This window comes from Pseudomonas siliginis (assembly GCF_019145195.1).
Classification (GTDB): domain Bacteria; phylum Pseudomonadota; class Gammaproteobacteria; order Pseudomonadales; family Pseudomonadaceae; genus Aquipseudomonas; species Aquipseudomonas siliginis.
The window spans coordinates 129,879-147,077 of the sequence record NZ_JAHSTW010000007.1 but is presented as its reverse complement, the minus strand read 5'-3'; the positions used below and the strand labels follow the sequence as shown (position 1 = coordinate 147,077).

Here is a 17,199-nt window from a genome sequence, read left to right as displayed (position 1 = left end):
GCAGAACGCTGCGCGGGGGATTCGTGCGCGCTGAATTCCTGCAACCACACAATAAAAACAATGGGTGGCATATGAAAACAACCATAAATCACAGCTTGGCAATCGCCGGATTTTGTCTGGCAATGCCCACGTCATCACAGGCGCTGGAGTTCGGCGGCTATCTGCGCAGCGGTGTCGGTACTTCGGTCAACAGCGGCAGCCAGTCGTGTTTCCAGTTGCCCGGCGCGCAGACCAAATATCGCCTCGGTAACGAGTGCGAGCAGTACGGTGAGCTCGAGCTGCGCCAGGATCTGTACACGCTCGACGACGGCTCGGTGCTGAGCGTCGACGGCATGGCCTCGCTGTACAACCGTTACGACCGTAGCCTGACGTTCAAGGAAGACAACGGCTCGATTCGTTTGCCGCAGGCTTACGCGCAATGGTCGGCGATGCCCGCGCTCAACGGCGGCTCGCTGTGGGCCGGGCGGCGTTACTACAAACGTAACGACATCCATATTTCCGATTTCTATTACTGGAACCAGAGCGCCACCGGTGCAGGCATTGAAGACGTGTTGCTCGGTGGCCTGAAATACAGCTACGCCTTTTCGCGCAAGGACAACCTTGACCAAAAGGATTACATCAACCGCCACGACTTCAACGTCGGCGGTTTCAACAGTAACCCGGGCGGTGAACTTGAGTTCGGCCTCAGCTACATCGACAAGCCCGACAGCCGCGACGCCCACCGTGGCTGGGCGATTACCACTCAGCACGTGCAGCAGGACTTTCTCGGCGGCAAGAACAAACTGGCGCTGCAATACGGTGAAGGGCCGGGCACCGGATTGGGCTATACCGGTAACGTCAGGCTCGATGACCGCAACAAGAGTTATCGGATCGTCGAGTTCTTCGACTGGCAACTGACGCCACGTTTTGGCGGACAATTCCAGGCGGTGTATCAGAAAGATATTCGTCAGGGCGGCGCCGATCAGAACTGGCTGTCACTCGGTGTGCGTCCGGCCTATGCACTGAGCGAGCAGTTCAAACTGGTGACCGAACTGGGTCACGATCAGGTCGAGGCGGCGGACGGCACGCGCAAGCTGAGCAAGTTCACCTTTGCACCGACCTGGTCACCGAAAGGCCCGGAATTCTGGGCGCGGCCCGAGGTGCGTCTGTATTACACCTATGCCAGCTGGAACCAGGCAGCCAAGCGTGCCGCCAACCTGTTGGCCAAAGGTTCGGCGCTGTCCGACACCGGCGCCTTCGGCAACGCACGGCACGGCGCCAATGTCGGCTTGCAGGTTGAATACTGGTGGAAATAAGCAAAGCGGCTGCGACCGCTCATTCAATCAATACAAGCTCAGGTGATGTCATGGCCACACCCCAACAATTGCAGCTGCTGGCTCCTTTATCCGGCGTGCTGATGGCGCTGGACCAGGTGCCCGACCCGGTATTTGCCGGGCGGATCATCGGCGACGGGTTGTGCATCGACCCGACTTCGTCAACGCTCTGCGCACCGTTGGCCGGTGTGGTCAGCGATGTGCAGACCAGCGGGCATGCGCTCACCATCACCAGTGATGCGGGTGTTCAAGTGTTGATGCACATCGGCCTGGACACGGTGAACCTTGCCGGCGAAGGATTCACCCGCCGCGTTGAAACGGGGCAGCGGGTCGAAGCGGGGCAGGCGCTGATCGACTTCGATGCTGACTACATTGCCCTGCACGCGCGCAGTTTGTTGACCTTGATGCTGGTGGTCAGCGGCGAGCCGTTCGCTTCACTCGTTGGCTCAACCGGGTTGGTCGAGGTGGGCCAGCCAGTGCTGGACGTCGTGGTCGGCGCAGCCGTCGGCGAACATCCAGCACCGGTGCCGGGCGATGCGGTGTTCTCGCAGCCGATCAACCTGCCCAATTCCAATGGTCTGCACGCGCGGCCGGCGGCAGTATTCGCCCAAGCGGCCAAAGCATTTTCAGCGACCATCCATCTGCACAAGCTGCACGCGCAAGCCAACGGCAAATCCTTGGTGGCGATCATGGCGTTGCAGACGGCCCATGGCGACAGCGTGCAGGTCAGCGCCGAAGGTGAAGATGCCGAGGCAGCGGTCGCGGCGCTGACACGCTTGCTGGGCGAAGGCTGCGGTGAAGCGGTCACAGCGCCCGCGCCGGTCGAAGTCGATGCAGCAGAAATGCCGAACATCCTGCGCGGTGTCTGCGCCTCGCCCGGTTCGGCGTTGGGGCAAGTCATGCAGATTGTCGAAGCGTCGCTCATGGTCAACGAGTTCGGCGCCGAGCCGCCAGTTGAACTGGAGGCGTTGAGCCAAGCCCTGATCGAAGCCGACATGGCCCTGCAACATCTGCGCGACACCGCCAGCGGCCAGGCGCAGGCGGAGATCTTCAAGGCGCATCAGGAACTGCTGGCCGACCCGAGCCTGCTGGATCAGGCCCGGGCGCTGATCGACGCGGGCAACAGCGCGGCGTTTGCCTGGAAGACCAGCACCGACGCAACGGCGGCGATGTTTCGCTCGCTGGGCAATGCCTTACTGGCTGAGCGCGCGGCGGATCTGGATGATGTCGGCCAGCGCGTGCTGAAGCTGATCCTCGGTGTTCACGAGCAAGCGCTGGAGTTGCCGGACGACACCATTCTGATCGCCGATCAGTTGACCCCGTCCCAGACCGCCGGGCTCGATACGCGCAAAGTGCTCGGGTTTGCCACCGTCGGCGGTGGCGCCACCAGCCATGTCGCGATCCTCGCGCGAGCCTGCGGTTTACCGGCGATCTGCGGCATGCCGGGGCAAATGCTCGGGCTCGGCAACGGCACGCGGGTGCTGCTCGATGCCGATAAAGGCGAATTGCATTTGCACCCGGACGCCGAGTCCATTGATCAATTGCGCACGCGGCATGAGCGCCAGCGCCAGCGTCATCAGCAGGAACTGGCCCAGGCCAGCGAGGCGGCCTGCACCCGTGACGGTCAGCACATCGAAGTCACCGCCAACGTTGCCTCGCAGGAAGAAACCGCCCAGGTCATGGAGCTGGGCGCGCATGGCGTAGGGCTGCTGCGATCGGAGTTTCTCTACCTGGGCCGTCAGCAGGCGCCGAGCCATGACGAACAGGTGGCCACTTACAGCGCCATCGCGCGTACCATCGGGCCGGCACACAATCTGGTGGTGCGCACCCTCGATGTCGGTGGCGACAAACCGCTGGCCTATGTACCGATGGACAGCGAAACCAATCCATTCCTCGGTTTGCGTGGCATTCGACTGTGTCTTGAACGACCGCAACTGTTGCGCGAGCAGTTCCGCGCAATCCTCGCCTGCTGTGAACTGACGCGTCTGCACATCATGTTGCCGATGGTCACGAATTTGGCCGAACTGCGTCTGGCGCGGCAGATTCTCGAGCAGGAAGCGCGGGTGTTGGGCCTGGCGCACATGCCGAAGCTGGGAATCATGATCGAAGTGCCTGCCGCTGCGCTGATGGCCGATGTGCTGGCGCCGCACGTGGATTTCTTTTCCATCGGCACCAACGATCTCACCCAATACACCCTGGCCATGGATCGTGATCATCCGCGTCTGGCCAGTCAGGCGGACAGCTTTCACCCTTCGGTGCTGCGCCTGATCGCGATGACGGTGAAGGCTGCGCATGCCCACGGCAAATGGGTCGGCGTCTGCGGCGCCATGGCGTCTGAACGCCTTGCCGTGCCGCTGCTGCTGGGGCTGGGTGTGGATGAGCTGTCGGTGAGCGTGCCGTTGATTCCGGCGATCAAGTCGGCGGTGCGGGAGGTGAATCTGGCCGACTGTCGAATCATCGCCGAACAGGTTTCGAACCTGGAAAGCGCCGCCGACGTGCGCGCAGCCTTGCAGCAGTTTCATGGGGCGAAAGTCGATGCCTCGCCGGTTATGGAGAATTGAACATGTTCGACAAATTGCAGCAGGCATTCTGGAAAGCACTGACGCCGGATCTGGTCCCGGATGAGGTGAAAGCCGTCGCCGAACCGATTGCCGGCCTGAGCGCCGAGATTGTTGCGGCGCTGGGCGGTGTGGATAACCTCAAGTCGCAGCAACCGGTGGCGCTGACTCGGGTGCGCGTGGCGCTGCACGACGAGGCCCGTGTCGACCGTCAGGCCCTGAGTGTGGCCGGTGTGGCGGGCGTCATGCCGCTTGAGGGCGGCGTGCTGCACCTGATTACCGGGCTGCGCGCATAAGGCCGACAAGACGTGCGGCCGCAGGTCGCCCTTACTGTTTCTCAACTGCGGGTGTATCGTATTCGCCTTTTTGCGGATCCCTCGGGGTCTGTCGCTGATACGTGAGGTAGTTGAGTTCATGTCCTTTACCCGTCGCCAAATCCTCGGTGGCCTGGCCGGTCTTGTTGTCGTTGGCGTGGGCGCGGGAGGCGCGTCGCGTTACTGGCTGGGCAAGATGGCCGACGCCGAGGCCGGCCACGACTATGAACTGATCGCCGCGCCGCTGGATGTCGAACTGGTGCCGGGCCACAAGACCGAGGCCTGGGCGTTCGGCCCGTCGGCGCCGGGCACCGAGTTGCGCGTGCGCCAGGGTGAATGGTTGCGGGTGCGCTTCATCAATCACCTGCCGGTGGCGACTACCATTCACTGGCACGGCATCCGCCTGCCGCTGGAAATGGACGGCGTGCCCTACGTATCGCAGTTGCCGGTGCTGCCGGGCGAATACTTCGACTATAAATTCCGCGTGCCGGACGCCGGCAGCTATTGGTATCACCCGCATGTCAGCAGCAGCGAAGAACTCGGGCGCGGGCTGGTCGGGCCGCTGATCATCGAAGAACGCGAGCCGACCGGTTTCAAGTACGAGAAAACGTTGAGCCTGAAGAACTGGCATGTCGACGAGCAAGGTCAGTTCGTCGAATTCAGCATCCCCCGCGAAGCGGCCCGTGGCGGTACCGCCGGGCGCTTGTCGACGATCAATGGTGTGCCGCTGCCGGTGATTGATCTGCCGGCCGGGCAGGTCACTCGGGTGCGTCTGCTTAATCTCGACAACACCCTGACCTATCGCATCAACATCCCCGGTGTCGAAGCGAAGATCTACGCGCTGGATGGCAACCCGGTCGAGCCCCGCCCGTTGGGCAAGGAATACTGGCTCGGCCCCGGCATGCGCATTTGCCTGGCGATCAAGGCCCCGGCGGCCGGTGAAGAGTTGTCGCTGCGTAACGGCCCGGTGCGTCTGGGCACGCTGCGTTCAGTCGCCAACACCGACGCGCCGACGGACTGGCCGAAAGCCCTGCCGGCCAACCCGGTGGCCGAGCCGGACCTGGCCAATGCCGAGAAACTCAACTTCAATTTCGAATGGGTCGGCTCGGTCTCGGTGAACACCGAAAACGGCAAGCCGCCGAGCCTCTGGCAGATCAACGGCAAGGCTTGGGACATCACCGACAAGACCTGTGCTGACCGACCGATTGCCAGCCTGAAACTGGGCCAGAGCTATATTTTCGAATTGAAGAACATGACCCAGTACCAGCACCCGATCCACCTGCACGGCATGAGCTTCAAGGTGATCGCGTCGAACCGGCACAAAGTCATTCCGTATTTCACCGACACCTATCTGCTGGGCAAGAACGAGCGTGCGCAAGTGGCGCTGGTGGCGGATAACCCGGGGGTGTGGATGTTCCACTGCCATGTCATCGACCACATGGAAACCGGCCTGATGGCCGCGATCGAGGTGAAGTGATGCGCCAGATCCGCCCGGCGGCGATCATCGACCGCAGCCGCGACCGCGACTTCATGCGCGAAGCCTTGACCCTCGCCGCACAGGGCGCCGCCCTCGGTGAGGTGCCGGTGGGCGCGGTGCTGGTGCACGATGGCGTGATCATCGGTCGCGGCTTCAATTGCCCGATCAGCACCAGCGACCCGAGTGCCCATGCGGAAATGGTCGCGATCCGCGCCGCTGCGCAGGCAGTGGATAACTATCGCCTGCCGGGCAGTACGCTGTATGTGACGCTGGAGCCTTGCAGCATGTGCGCCGGGCTGATCGTGCATTCGCGGGTGGCGAGGGTGGTGTACGGCGCGCTGGAACCCAAGGCCGGGATTGTGCAGAGTCAGGGGCAGTTTTTTACCCAGGGTTTTTTGAATCACCGGGTGTTGTATGAGGGCGGGGTGCTGGCTGAAGAATGTGGTGCTGTGTTGACCGAGTTTTTCCGCGCCAGACGCACAAAACCTGCTGAATAAACACAGCTTCAATGTGGGAGCGAGCCTGCTCGCGAAAGCGTCGGTACATTCAAAATGAATGGTGACTGGCACACCGCTTTCGCGAGCAGGCTCGCTCCCACAGGTGGATCTCCGTTGTTGGGGAGATTGAGTTATTTCTTCGCGACGATAACTGCCCGCATCGGCGCCGGCAGCCCTTCAATGGTTTTGCTGTGATCCTCAGGATCCAGAAAATCGCTCAGCGACTGATACTTCATCCACTCCGTCCCGCGTTGTTCTTCCACCGTCGTGGTACTGACATCCACACAACGAATATCGCTGAATCCGGCTCTGCGCAGCCACAATTCCAGCGCCGGCACCGACGGCAAAAACCACACGTTGCGCATCTGCGCGTAGCGGTCTTCCGGCACCAGCACCTGATGCTTGTCGCCTTCGACCACGAGGGTTTCCAGCACCAGTTCGCCGCCCTTGACCAGGCAGTCCTTCAGCGCCAGCAAATGCTCGATCGGCGAGCGACGGTGATAGAACACGCCCATGGAAAATACTGTGTCGAAGCCTTCCAGATTCGGCGGCAGGTCTTCAAACGGGAACGGCAGGTGCCAGGCATTCGGCTCGGACAAGTAACGCTGCACAGCCTGGAACTGGCAGAAGAACAGCCAGTTCGGGTCGACACCGATCACGCTGTCGGCGCCGGCGCCGAGCATGCGCCACATGTAGTAGCCGTTGCCGCAACCGACATCAAGGATGCGTTTGCCCTTCAGGTCGAGGTGCGGGGAGACCCGCGACCACTTCCAGTCCGAGCGCCATTCGGTATCGACATGCACACCGAACAGATCGAACGGCCCTTTGCGCCACGGCGACAGACCCATCAGCGCGGTGCGCATCTGCGCGCGGGTGTCGTCGTCGCAATCGGTGTCGAGTTTCAGGCCGTTGAGCAGGTCGACTTCGCTTGGCTGGATTTTCGGCAAGGCGTCCAGCGCACTTTGCCAGCGCTCCAGATCGCCGTGGCCCTTCTCCATTTTCTTGTCGAGTTGCGCTTGCAGCGTGCTGGCCCATTCGGCCAGCGGTGTACCGGCCAGACGGCGGGCGAGGGGGGACAGATCAATCATGGCAAGGCAATCAACGAGGCAAAGTTAAGACACTGGAACCACGGCACGACTTTCGAGAACCCGGCGGCCAGCAGGCGTTCGCGGTGTTCTTCGAGGCTGTCGGGCTTCATGACGTTTTCGATGGCGCTGCGCTTCTGGGCGATTTCCAGTTCGCTGTAGCCGTTGGCGCGTTTGAACGCTACGTGCAGGTCGGTGAGCAGGGCGTGTTCTTCGGCATCGTTGAAGCGCAGCTTTTCCGAGAGAATCAGCGCGCCGCCGGGCAACAACGATTGGCGAATCCGCGAGAGCAACGCGGTGCGCTGGTTCGGGGCGATGAATTGCAGGGTGAAGTTCAGCGCCACCACCGAGGCTGGTTGAAACTCCAGCGCGAGGATATCACCTTCGATCACCTCGACCGGCAGCAATTCCTGAAACATCGAATCCTGACCGTTGAGGTACTCGCGGCAACGCTCGACCATCGCCGCCGAGTTATCCACAGCGATCACCCGGCAGCCGTCGGTGCGCACATGGCGGCGCAGGGCTTGAGTCACTGCGCCGAGCGACGAGCCGAGGTCGTAGAGCACGCTGTTCGGCTGGGCGAACTGCGCCGCGAGCACGCCGAGGTTCTCGACGATGGTCGGGTAACCCGGCACCGAGCGCTTGATCATGTCCGGGAACACCCGCACCACGTCTTCATTGAAGGCGAAGTCAGGCACCTGGGCCAAAGGCTGGGCGAATAGGCGATCGGGTTCTTTGCTCACGGCGGCGTCCGGCGGTGTCGGTGGAAAAGGCCGGCATTTTAGCCAAAGTGGCGCGGGGATGCTTGGGTTGTCTGATAAAGCACCGAGAGGGGTGTAATTTCTCGCCGTCAGGGATATGGCTTTCGCGAGCAGGCTCGCTCCCACAGGGGGATCGCGGTGATCTGTCGGAGCGGGCCTGCTCGCGAAGAAGCCAGCGCCGTTTCCCGCAGTCAGTTCACCGAAATGGCGCAGTCAAAGGTTTCCACGGGCAGCACTTCCGGTGCCCACGGTTGTTGCGAGGTCAGGCGCAAACGCCCGGTGCCTGCTGCGAAGGCCTGGAAGCGCCAGGTCGAAACCCCCGCTGCGCCCACCACGCCGGCATCTTCCGGATTGCTGTAAACCTCGGGGCTGAGGGCGCGCAAAACACCGCCAGCTGAATCCTGAATCGCCCAGCGGTAGCCGGTGGTCGGGTTGCTTGGCAGGCTGATGATCAGGTTTTGCCCAACGTTGAGTAGTACGGGGCATTCGCTTTGTTTTTCCACGGTCACGTTGTGTTTCGGTTGCGTGGCGCAGGCCGCCAGCAAGGAAAGGGCGAGGGGGACAAACAGGCGAATGGGGGACATAAGGTCAGCAGCTCCGGCGGTTACGACGAACGGCGAGCATAACTGAAGATGGGACAAAGTGTGACGGTCAGGGAGTTTCCGTGTTGGCAGCACTGAAGCCATCGCTGGCAAGCCAGCTCCCACAGGTTTCTCGGTTGACCACAAGATTTGTGGGCACATTGAACATTGTGGGAGCTGGCTTGCCAGCGATAGCGGTACATCAGGCGCTACATGACTGTCAGAAGAGCACCTTCGCCACATCCGCAAACCGCTTGGCAAAGTGCACGGTAATCCCTTCCTTCAGGTAGTCCGGCAATTCCTCAAAGTTACCCCGGTTGGGCTCCGGCAGAATCAATTCGAAAATCTTCTGCCGGCGCGCTGCGATCACTTTCTCGCGCACGCCGCCGATCGGCAATACATGCCCGGTCAGGGTCAGTTCGCCGGTCATCGCCACGCCTTTTTTCGGCGGTTGATTGCGTGCAAGCGAGAGCAGGGCGCTGGCCATGGTCACGCCGGCGCTCGGGCCGTCCTTTGGTGTCGCGCCTTCTGGTACGTGCAGGTGGACGAAGGCTTCGTCGAAGAACTTCGCGTCACCGCCAAATTGCTTGAGGTGCGAGCTGACGTAGCTGTAGGCGATCTCTGCCGATTCCTTCATCACATCGCCCAGTTGTCCAGTGAGCTTGAAGCCCCGGTTGAGTGTATGGATCCGCGTGGCCTCGATCGGCAAGGTCGCGCCGCCCATGCTGGTCCACGCCAGACCGGTAATCACGCCGGTGCCGGACAGCACTTGCTCATTGCGGAATACCGGATGGCCCAGCGAGGCTTCAAGATCTTTCGGCCCGAGTTTGATCACCGCTTTCGGATCGTCGATCAGCTTCATCACCGCTTTGCGCACCAGTTTGCCCATCTGCTTTTCCAGCTGCCGCACGCCGGCTTCACGGGCATAGCCGTCGATCAGGGCTTTGAGCGCGGTGTCGCTGATGCTCAGGCTGCCTTTTGATACGCCAGCCTTTTCCAGCAGTTTCGGCCACAGGTGACGCTTGGCGATGGCGACTTTTTCTTCGGTGATGTAGCCGGACAGGCGAATCACTTCCATTCGGTCGAGCAACGGGCCGGGAATTGAATCCAGGGTATTGGCGGTGCAGACGAACAGGACCTTCGACAAGTCCATGCGCAGGTCGAGGTAGTGGTCGAGGAATTCGACGTTCTGTTCCGGGTCGAGGGTTTCCAGCAGCGCCGAGGCCGGGTCGCCCTGATAGCTCTGGCCCATCTTGTCGATCTCGTCGAGCATGATCACCGGGTTCATCACTTCGACGTCTTTCAACGCCTGCACCAGTTTGCCCGGCTGCGCGCCGATGTAGGTGCGGCGGTGGCCCTTGATTTCGGCTTCGTCGCGCATGCCGCCGACGCTGAAGCGGTAGAACGGCCGCCCGAGGGATTCGGCGATGGATTTGCCGACGCTGGTTTTACCCACGCCCGGCGGGCCGACCAGCAGCACGATCGAGCCGCTGATCTCGCCTTTGTACGCACCGACGGCGAGGAATTCGAGGATGCGATCCTTGATGTCGTCCAGACCCGCATGGTGTTTATCGAGGATTTTGCGCGCGTGCTTGAGGTCGAGTTTGTCCTCGCCGTACACGCCCCACGGCACCGATGTTGCCCAGTCCAGATAATTGCGCGTGACCGCGTACTCCGGCGAGCCGGTTTCGAGGATCGACAGTTTGTGGGTTTCTTCTTCGAGGCGTTTCTGCACCTGCGCCGGCAGGGTTTTGCCTTCGAGGCGTTGCTGGAACTGTTCGAGGTCGGCGCTGCGGTCGTCCTTGGTCAGGCCAAGTTCCTGCTGGATGACCTTGAGCTGTTCCTTGAGAAAGAACTCACGCTGATGCTCGCCGATCTTGCGGTTGACTTCGGCGGAAATTTCTTTCTGCAGGCGCGCGACTTCGACTTCCTTGCGCAGCATCGGGAGGACTTTTTCCATGCGCTTGAGCATCGGCACGCAGTCGAGCACTTCTTGCAGTTCGGGGCCGGTGGCGGAGGTCAGGGCGGCGGCGAAGTCGGTCAGCGGCGACGGGTCGTTGGGGCTGAAGCGATTGAGGTAATTTTTCAGCTCTTCGCTGTACAGCGGGTTGAGCGGCAGCAGCTCCTTGATCGCATTGATCAGCGCCATGCCGTAGGCCTTGACCTCGTCGGTCGGCTCGGTGGGCTGGTGCGGGTATTCGACTTCGACCAGGTACGGCGGGCGGTGGTGTTTGAGCCAGGTCTTGATGCGCACACGGCTCAGGCCCTGGGCGACAAATTGCAATTTGCCGTTTTCGCGGCTGGCGTGGTGGACCTTGACCAGCGTGCCGTATTCGGGGAGGGCGCCGGTGTCGAAGTGGCGCGGGTCTTCCTGGGGCGTGTCCATGAAGAACAGGGCCAGGGAGTGGTGTTCGGATTTGCTGACCAGTTCGAGGGTTTCGGCCCACGGCTCTTCATTGACGATGACCGGCAGGACCTGAGCCGGGAAGAACGGGCGGTTGTGGATCGGGATGATATAGACCTTGTCCGGCAGGTTTTGCCCGGGCAGCGCCAGGCCGGTGCCGGAGGAGGTGTGTTCGATGTGGTCGGTTTCGTAATCGTCGTGGTTGTCCGGGCGATCTTGCTGGTCGGTCATGGGGCACCTGCGCAATGGGGTATGGGGTGTTAGATGGGGCAGGGGTGGGGTGGTTTCAATGGGGCGGGTGTGTTTCTGCGTGTGTGTTCAGGTTTGCAAAGTTTTTGACCTTGTTAACCTTGGCGGCCTTTGGGCCGGTGGCAAGATCCTTCAGGTCGGCACGGATGCCTAGTGGAATCTAACAATGTCTGTGCATAACTAGCGAAAAACGCGAGTGTTGGTTAGCTTTAACGATTAAATGGAGTTTTGATGGGTTCCGTTCGGCTTATTTCGAACTGACCTTGAGCCCCTGTAATTTCTGACAGTAGACAACTGACTCAATCGTCCGAAGATTGCAGTTCAATCTCGAACGCCAGAGAGGTGTTCGAGAATTTACCAACGTCACGGAATCGAACCATGAGTCATACCGATACGAAATACAGGGATTTCATCATTCGCGAATATTCTTCCGACACGCCGGGTTTGCGTTTCCAGGTGATCTACAGCGAAACGGAAAAGAGTTTGTTGCTGGAGACCCGCAAGCACGCCGAGCAACTGATCATTGATCGATTGCAAGGGATGGCAAATGGAGGAAAAGCCTTTTGATGCTGTAGGGTCAACGCTGACGATGAGCGTTCGAAGGTTGCGATCTTTTGATTTTTTCTTGAAAGCACCGAATTGCCCAAGGCGAAGTGGACAGACTTCATTGACGCCATACACCTGGGTGCGAATGGAGCATGTTGGGCAGTCCTCCATGTAAAAAGGCGCCCCCCTCACAGGGTGGCGCCTTCTTTTTTACCGCCAGCTAACGCTTATTCCGGCAGTTTGTACGCAATGATGTAGTCACCCATCTTGGTGCCCAGCGAGCCGTGACCGCCAACAACGAGCAGCACGTATTGCTTGCCGTCCTTGCCGGTGTAGGTCATCGGAGTCGCTTGACCGCCGGCTGGCAGGCGCGATTTCCACAGCTCTTTACCGGTGTTCACGTCATAAGCACGCAGGTACTGGTCAAGGGTGCCGCTGAGGAAGCCGACGCCGCCGGCTGTAACCATCGAACCGCCCATGCTCGGTACGCCGAGGGTGAAGCCGATCGGGATTGGCGAGCTGTCGCGGCTGGTGCCGTTCTTGCGTTTCCACACGACTTTGCCGGTGGTCAGGTCGATACCGGCGACGTAGCCCCAGGCCGGGGCCTGGCACGGTACGCCCAGTGGCGACATGAACGGGTGCATGATCACCGCGTATGGCGCGCCGGTGTTTGGCTGCACGCCCGAAGTTTCGCTCTCGCGCTTGCTGCCGGCTTCGACTTGCTCGCGTGGGACCATTTTCGAGACGAAGGCCATGTAGTTCGGGCTGGTGAACAGCAGCTGGCGAACCGGGTCGACCGAGACGCCGCCCCAGTTGAACACGCCGACGTTACCCGGATAGATCAGGCTGCCCTGTTCCGATGGCGGGGTGTACTGGCCTTCGTAACGCAGTTCCTTGAACTGGATGCGGCACAGCATCTGATCGAACGGGCTCGCGCCCCACATGGCTTTTTCGGTCAGTTCCGGGGCCAGCAGGTTGAGGTCCGAACGGGCCTGGGTCGGTGCGGTGTGGTCGCCTTTCACGGCGCCCTGCGGAACCGGGATTTCCTTGATCGGAATGATCGGCGTGCCGTCACGACGGTCGAGGACGTACAGGCTGCCCTGTTTGGTCGGAGCGATCAGCGCAGGTTTCACGCCGTCGGCGGTTTTCATGTCGAGCAGGGTAGGCTGGCTGCCCACGTCCATGTCCCACAGGTCATGGTGGGTGAACTGGTAGTTCCAGCGCACTTTACCGGTGGCCAGGTCCAGCGCGACGAGGCCGGCGCTGAATTTCTCGGCGCCCGGGGTGCGATTGCCGCCCCATTGGTCAGGGGTCTGGTTGCCCAGTGGCAGGTAGACCATGCCGAGTTTTTCATCGACGCTGGCCAGCGACCACATGTTCGCCGAGTTGCGGCTGTAGGTTTCGCCCGGAGCCAATGGCTCGGTGGCGTCCGGCTTGTCGCTGTCCCAGTTCCACACCAGGTGACCGTCGCGCACGTCGAAGGCGCGGATCACGCCCGATGGCTCGTTGGTCGACTCGTTGTCGGTGACGTGACCGCCCATGATCACCAGATCACGGGTAATCGCTGCTGGCGAGGTGGAGTAGTAGCCGCCAGCGGTGAACGGGCCGATGCCTTGGGTCAGGTCGACCACGCCGTTGGTGCCGAAGCCTTCGCAGATTTTGCCGGTGTCGGCGTTCAGTGCGATCAGGCGGGCATCTGCGGTTGGCAGGTACAGACGACGCGGGCAGGCCTGAGCAACGGCCTGGCCGGCTTCGGAGATGACGGCCGAGCCAGCGTTTTCAGACTTGGCATAGGCGGCTTCGTCGTAATACGAAACGCCACGGCAAGTCATGTGGGCGAAGCCCTTGAAGCCGACCGGGCTCTTGATCTGTGGATCGAAGCGCCAGATTTCCTTGCCGGTGTCCGGGTCCAGTGCCAGCACTTTGCTGTGCGCGGTGCAGGCGTAGACCATGCCGTTGGCTTTGAGCGGGGTGTTTTCGTTGGTCAGCTCGACCGGGTCATCCGCAGTTGGCAGGTCGCCGGTCTGGATGCGCCAGGCTTCTTGCAGCTTGCCGACATTTTCCGGGGTGATCTGCTTGAGCGGCGAGTAGCGGTCACCGAACTCGGTGCGACCGTACGCTTGCCAGTCGCCATCCGGCATGGCCGGTGCGGTGCTGGTCATGTCGGCGCTGTCGCGGCCCAGTTCGCCGAAGGTTTCGCCTGGATGAGTGAAGAGGCTGGCCAGGGCGGTAACGCCGGCCAGGATCACCGCCACGGTCAGACCGCCAGTGCCGATTTTTGCCGGGCCGTTGAGCAGCAGCGGACGACGGAACCATGGCAGCAGCATCACGAAGCCGAGGACAAACCACAGCGCCAGACGCGGCACCAGTTGCCACCAGTCCAGACCGACTTCCCACAATGCCCAGACAGTGCTGGCAAACAGCACGATGGCGTACAGGCCCAGTGCCGCGCGGCGGCGCATCAGCAGCAGAATGCCGCTCAGCGCAATGCCGATACCGGCCAGCAGATAGTAAAGCGAGCCGCCGAGCATGCTCAGCTTGACTCCCCCGGCCAGCATGGCCAGGCCCATCAGTAGAAGCAGGATGCCGAGCAGGCCCGGTAGCAGACGGCCCCGACTCGAAGCACTTTCGGTGCTCATAGTGTGATTCTCCGTGACGTTTATGTAGTCCCGCGCTGTAGTCACTTTAGATGACGATCTGGCGCAGGCATGGTTCAGATAAAAACTTGTTCGGCTAACGAATTTCATGGATCCCTGTGGGAGCTGGCTTGCCAGCGATGGCGATTGCACATCCACCACTGAAATCGCCAGACAGATTGCTATCGCTGGCAAGCCAGCTCCCACAGGGCCTTGTGGAGTTTTTTAGAACGACGACTGGATCTTGATCCCGCCGATCAGGGCGTCGTCGACGTCGTTCACGCCACCGGGGTGGCGGATGTATTGCAGGTTCGGGCGTACGGTCAGCCAGTTGGTCACGTGCACGCCGTAATACAGCTCGGCGCTGTATTCGGTGTCCTGCGGTGGCAGGAACGCCGGATTGTCGTAGTCGTAGACGGCGTTGGCGCGGTTGGTCATTTCGGCGTTCTTGCGATAGGCCGGGTTGACGTGCACACGAGCGAGGGCGAAACCGATGTCGTCCTTGGCGCGGGCGTCGAACGGGCCTTTGTAGGTCAGGCCGGCCTGCACGTAGTTGTCGATGGCATTGGTTTTCTTGTCATGCATCGTCGCATTGGCAAACAGGCTCAAGCCGCGCGAGTGGTCGCTGGCGATGCTGGTGACCTGCTGCTGAATGCCCAGCCACACGCCGTGCTTGCTCGACGCGCTGCGATAGGCTTCGCCGCTCAGCGCTGCCGGCTGGTCGTTGCGGTCTTTATAGACGTCAGAGGCCTTGGCATTGCTGTAGTAATAACCGGCGCGGTATTCGCCCGGCAGACCGTTGAGCTTCGGCGTCCACACCAGTTCGACCGGCAGGATCGCGCCTTGCGTGCCGCTGCCGCTGAGTTTGAAGCCGTTGCCGCGATCAAGGTTCGACGGGTTCTGCTCGTAGGCGCCGACCTGCGCATACAGCTCCGGCGTCAGGTGATATTTGACCCGCAGCGCCCATTGGCTGACCGGCCAGTTGTACCAGATGCCGCCGACCCAGTTGCCGACCTGCGAGCCGCAGAAGGCCAGGTTCTGGAAGTCGCAAGGGAAGCTGTTGAAGTCTTCACCTTCGCCGAAACGGCCGACCTTGATGTCGAGTTTCTGATCGAAGAATTTCTGCTGATACCACATCTGCGTCAGGCGCGTGGTCTGGCCACGGCCCCAGACTTCCTGGGCGGAAGTGAAGCCACCGACGCGCGGGTCGTTGATGCGGTCGTTACTGATGTTGTTGCCGCTGCGTTTGGTGATGGTCAGCTGAAATTCGGCGTCGTTCCAACCGAGGATCTTCTGCAGATCCAGATGGGTGCCCAGGCCGAACTGGTCGCTGTAGCGGGCAGTGCGGTCGTGGTCATAGCCGCCGTGCAGGTTGCTGCCCATTTCGCCGGTGTAATCGAGTTTGAAGTCGTAGCCTTTTTCCGCAAGTTCTGTGCGCGTGCCGTTCCAGTCACCGAGCATGTACGGTGATTCACTGTCGAAGGCCGGCGCCGCGTGGGCACAGGTCGCCAAGCCAAGGGCGGTGCAGCCGCCAAGGGTGCGCAGGGCAGAGATAGCGCTGTCTCGGGAGAAGGAAAAGTCAGGCATGAAGAAGTCTTTTTTTGATGTTTTCAGGTGCAGGCCGAGCGCTTCAGATTGTCGCAGGCAGTGAAGCGTTTCAGCGGAAGGGCGGCAGGATAATGATCTGTAACAAATTGAGAAAGCGCTTTTGCAGACATGCAGCGTTTCGGATTCGGTAACAGTGCGGCAAACGGGCGCATTGTGAGTCGGGCCGCAGCCTGCGATCTTCCCGGGTTGGCCTACATTTGCAGGAAGGCCTTCCACCCGCTCAGCCCCTCGGCTAAGGTGCGCGGCTTCTGCATATCACTTCGCCCAAAGGCCCGGCATGAACGAACAAACCCCCGATCCGCTGCACGGCGTGACCCTTGAACAGATCCTCAATGCACTGGTGACTCACTACGAGTGGTCGGGTCTGGCCGAGCGTATCGACATCCGTTGCTTCAAAAGCGATCCAAGCATCAAGTCGAGCCTGACCTTCCTGCGTAAAACCCCATGGGCGCGGGAAAAGGTCGAACGCCTGTACGTGAAGCTGATGCGCACCAAGCGACCGCTCTGAGATGGACAGCGCGAGGCGCCGACGCCTGATCACCGGCCTGGCCGTGTTGGGCTGGGCGGGGCTGGCAATTCAGCTGTACCTGATTCTCTTCGCACGATTGAGCATCGGCGCCAGCCTGCTGGGCGGGCTGGTGAGTTTCTTCAGCTACTTCACCATATTGACCAACACCCTGGTGGCGACGGTGCTGACCTGCGCGGTCACCGAGCGCGAATCCGCCGCGCGGCGCTGGTTTCTGCAACCGTGGGTCAGCAGTGGAATCGCGGTGAGTATCGCCGTGGTCGGTCTGGCCTACAGCATTCTGTTACGGCATTTGTGGCACCCCGAAGGCTGGCAGTTTGTTGCCGATGAGTTGCTCCACGACGTCATGCCATTGCTGTTTCTCGGCTATTGGTGGCGCTGCGTCCCAAAAGGCACGTTGCGCCTGTGGCATCTGCCGCTGTGGCTGATCTATCCGCTGGTGTATTTCATCTATGCCTTGCTGCGCGGGCATCTGCTCGGCGCCTATGCGTATCCGTTTATTGATGTGGCGGTGTTGGGTTATCCACAGGTGCTGATCAATGCCGGGGGGATATTGGTGGGGTTTGTGTTGGTGGGGGTGCTGATTATCGGCCTCGACCGCAAATTGTCCGCACGAAGTTGAGATCCAGTGTGGGAGCGAGCCT

The 17,199-nt window shown here is 61.1% G+C and carries 14 protein-coding genes; 8 read left to right on the top strand and 6 right to left on the bottom strand.

Going from position 1 to position 17,199, the window contains the following annotated elements; genetic code table 11:
* Positions 1 to 71: 71 nt before the first annotated feature.
* The 5 genes from KVG87_RS15320 (at position 72) to tadA (ending at position 6,159) form a co-directional block, all read left to right on the top strand.
* The gene (locus KVG87_RS15320; RefSeq protein WP_217851421.1) at positions 72 to 1,295 is read left to right on the top strand and encodes a maltoporin; all 1,224 of its coding nucleotides are present in this window, start codon (positions 72 to 74) and stop codon (positions 1,293 to 1,295) included.
* 50 nt (positions 1,296 to 1,345) lie between these two features.
* Positions 1,346 to 3,874, top strand: coding sequence for a phosphoenolpyruvate--protein phosphotransferase (gene ptsP, locus KVG87_RS15315; RefSeq protein ID WP_217851419.1), 2,529 nt, complete (start codon positions 1,346 to 1,348; stop codon positions 3,872 to 3,874).
* Between the two features lie 2 nt (positions 3,875 to 3,876).
* Positions 3,877 to 4,167 carry a PTS sugar transporter subunit IIB gene (locus tag KVG87_RS15310; RefSeq protein WP_076564036.1) on the top strand — a complete coding sequence of 97 codons (291 nt, stop codon included), beginning with the start codon at positions 3,877 to 3,879 and terminating at the stop codon, positions 4,165 to 4,167.
* Between the two features lie 118 nt (positions 4,168 to 4,285).
* Positions 4,286 to 5,662 (top strand): multicopper oxidase family protein, encoded by a 1,377-nt coding sequence (locus KVG87_RS15305; protein WP_076564035.1) that lies wholly within the window; start codon positions 4,286 to 4,288, stop codon positions 5,660 to 5,662.
* A complete protein-coding gene (gene tadA / locus KVG87_RS15300; RefSeq protein WP_122611858.1) occupies positions 5,662 to 6,159 on the top strand; it encodes a tRNA adenosine(34) deaminase TadA in 498 nt (165 codons plus the stop codon). The genes KVG87_RS15305 and tadA overlap by 1 nt, the downstream gene beginning before the upstream one ends.
* A 131-nt stretch (positions 6,160 to 6,290) precedes the next feature.
* Here the strand turns inward: tadA and cmoB are convergent, their stop codons facing one another.
* The 4 genes from cmoB to lon form a co-directional block, all read right to left on the bottom strand.
* The gene (cmoB, locus tag KVG87_RS15295) at positions 6,291 to 7,247 is read right to left on the bottom strand and encodes a tRNA 5-methoxyuridine(34)/uridine 5-oxyacetic acid(34) synthase CmoB (RefSeq protein WP_076564033.1); all 957 of its coding nucleotides are present in this window, start codon (positions 7,245 to 7,247) and stop codon (positions 6,291 to 6,293) included.
* Positions 7,244 to 7,987 (bottom strand): carboxy-S-adenosyl-L-methionine synthase CmoA, encoded by a 744-nt coding sequence (gene cmoA / locus KVG87_RS15290; RefSeq protein WP_217851417.1) that lies wholly within the window; start codon positions 7,985 to 7,987, stop codon positions 7,244 to 7,246. Before cmoA ends, cmoB begins: the two co-directional genes overlap by 4 nt.
* A 209-nt stretch (positions 7,988 to 8,196) precedes the next feature.
* A complete protein-coding gene (locus tag KVG87_RS15285) occupies positions 8,197 to 8,589 on the bottom strand; it encodes a protease inhibitor I42 family protein (protein ID WP_217851415.1) in 393 nt (130 codons plus the stop codon).
* Between the two features lie 217 nt (positions 8,590 to 8,806).
* A complete protein-coding gene (gene lon, locus KVG87_RS15280) occupies positions 8,807 to 11,221 on the bottom strand; it encodes an endopeptidase La (RefSeq protein ID WP_024014191.1) in 2,415 nt (804 codons plus the stop codon).
* A gap of 396 nt (positions 11,222 to 11,617) precedes the next feature.
* On the opposite strand from lon, the gene KVG87_RS15275 reads away from it, so the two are divergent.
* Positions 11,618 to 11,806 (top strand): hypothetical protein, encoded by a 189-nt coding sequence (locus KVG87_RS15275; protein WP_076564031.1) that lies wholly within the window; start codon positions 11,618 to 11,620, stop codon positions 11,804 to 11,806.
* 206 nt (positions 11,807 to 12,012) lie between these two features.
* Here the strand turns inward: KVG87_RS15275 and KVG87_RS15270 are convergent, their stop codons facing one another.
* Both KVG87_RS15270 and KVG87_RS15265 read right to left on the bottom strand, forming a co-directional pair.
* The gene (locus KVG87_RS15270) at positions 12,013 to 14,424 is read right to left on the bottom strand and encodes a glucose/quinate/shikimate family membrane-bound PQQ-dependent dehydrogenase (RefSeq protein ID WP_073473247.1); all 2,412 of its coding nucleotides are present in this window, start codon (positions 14,422 to 14,424) and stop codon (positions 12,013 to 12,015) included.
* Between the two features lie 222 nt (positions 14,425 to 14,646).
* A complete protein-coding gene (locus KVG87_RS15265; protein ID WP_217851414.1) occupies positions 14,647 to 16,008 on the bottom strand; it encodes a carbohydrate porin in 1,362 nt (453 codons plus the stop codon).
* 298 nt (positions 16,009 to 16,306) lie between these two features.
* On the opposite strand from KVG87_RS15265, the gene KVG87_RS15260 reads away from it, so the two are divergent.
* The gene (locus KVG87_RS15260) at positions 16,307 to 16,537 is read left to right on the top strand and encodes a VF530 family protein (RefSeq protein ID WP_016987543.1); all 231 of its coding nucleotides are present in this window, start codon (positions 16,307 to 16,309) and stop codon (positions 16,535 to 16,537) included.
* A gap of 1 nt (position 16,538) precedes the next feature.
* Positions 16,539 to 17,177 (top strand): Pr6Pr family membrane protein, encoded by a 639-nt coding sequence (locus KVG87_RS15255; protein WP_217851413.1) that lies wholly within the window; start codon positions 16,539 to 16,541, stop codon positions 17,175 to 17,177.
* Positions 17,178 to 17,199: the final 22 nt, after the last annotated feature.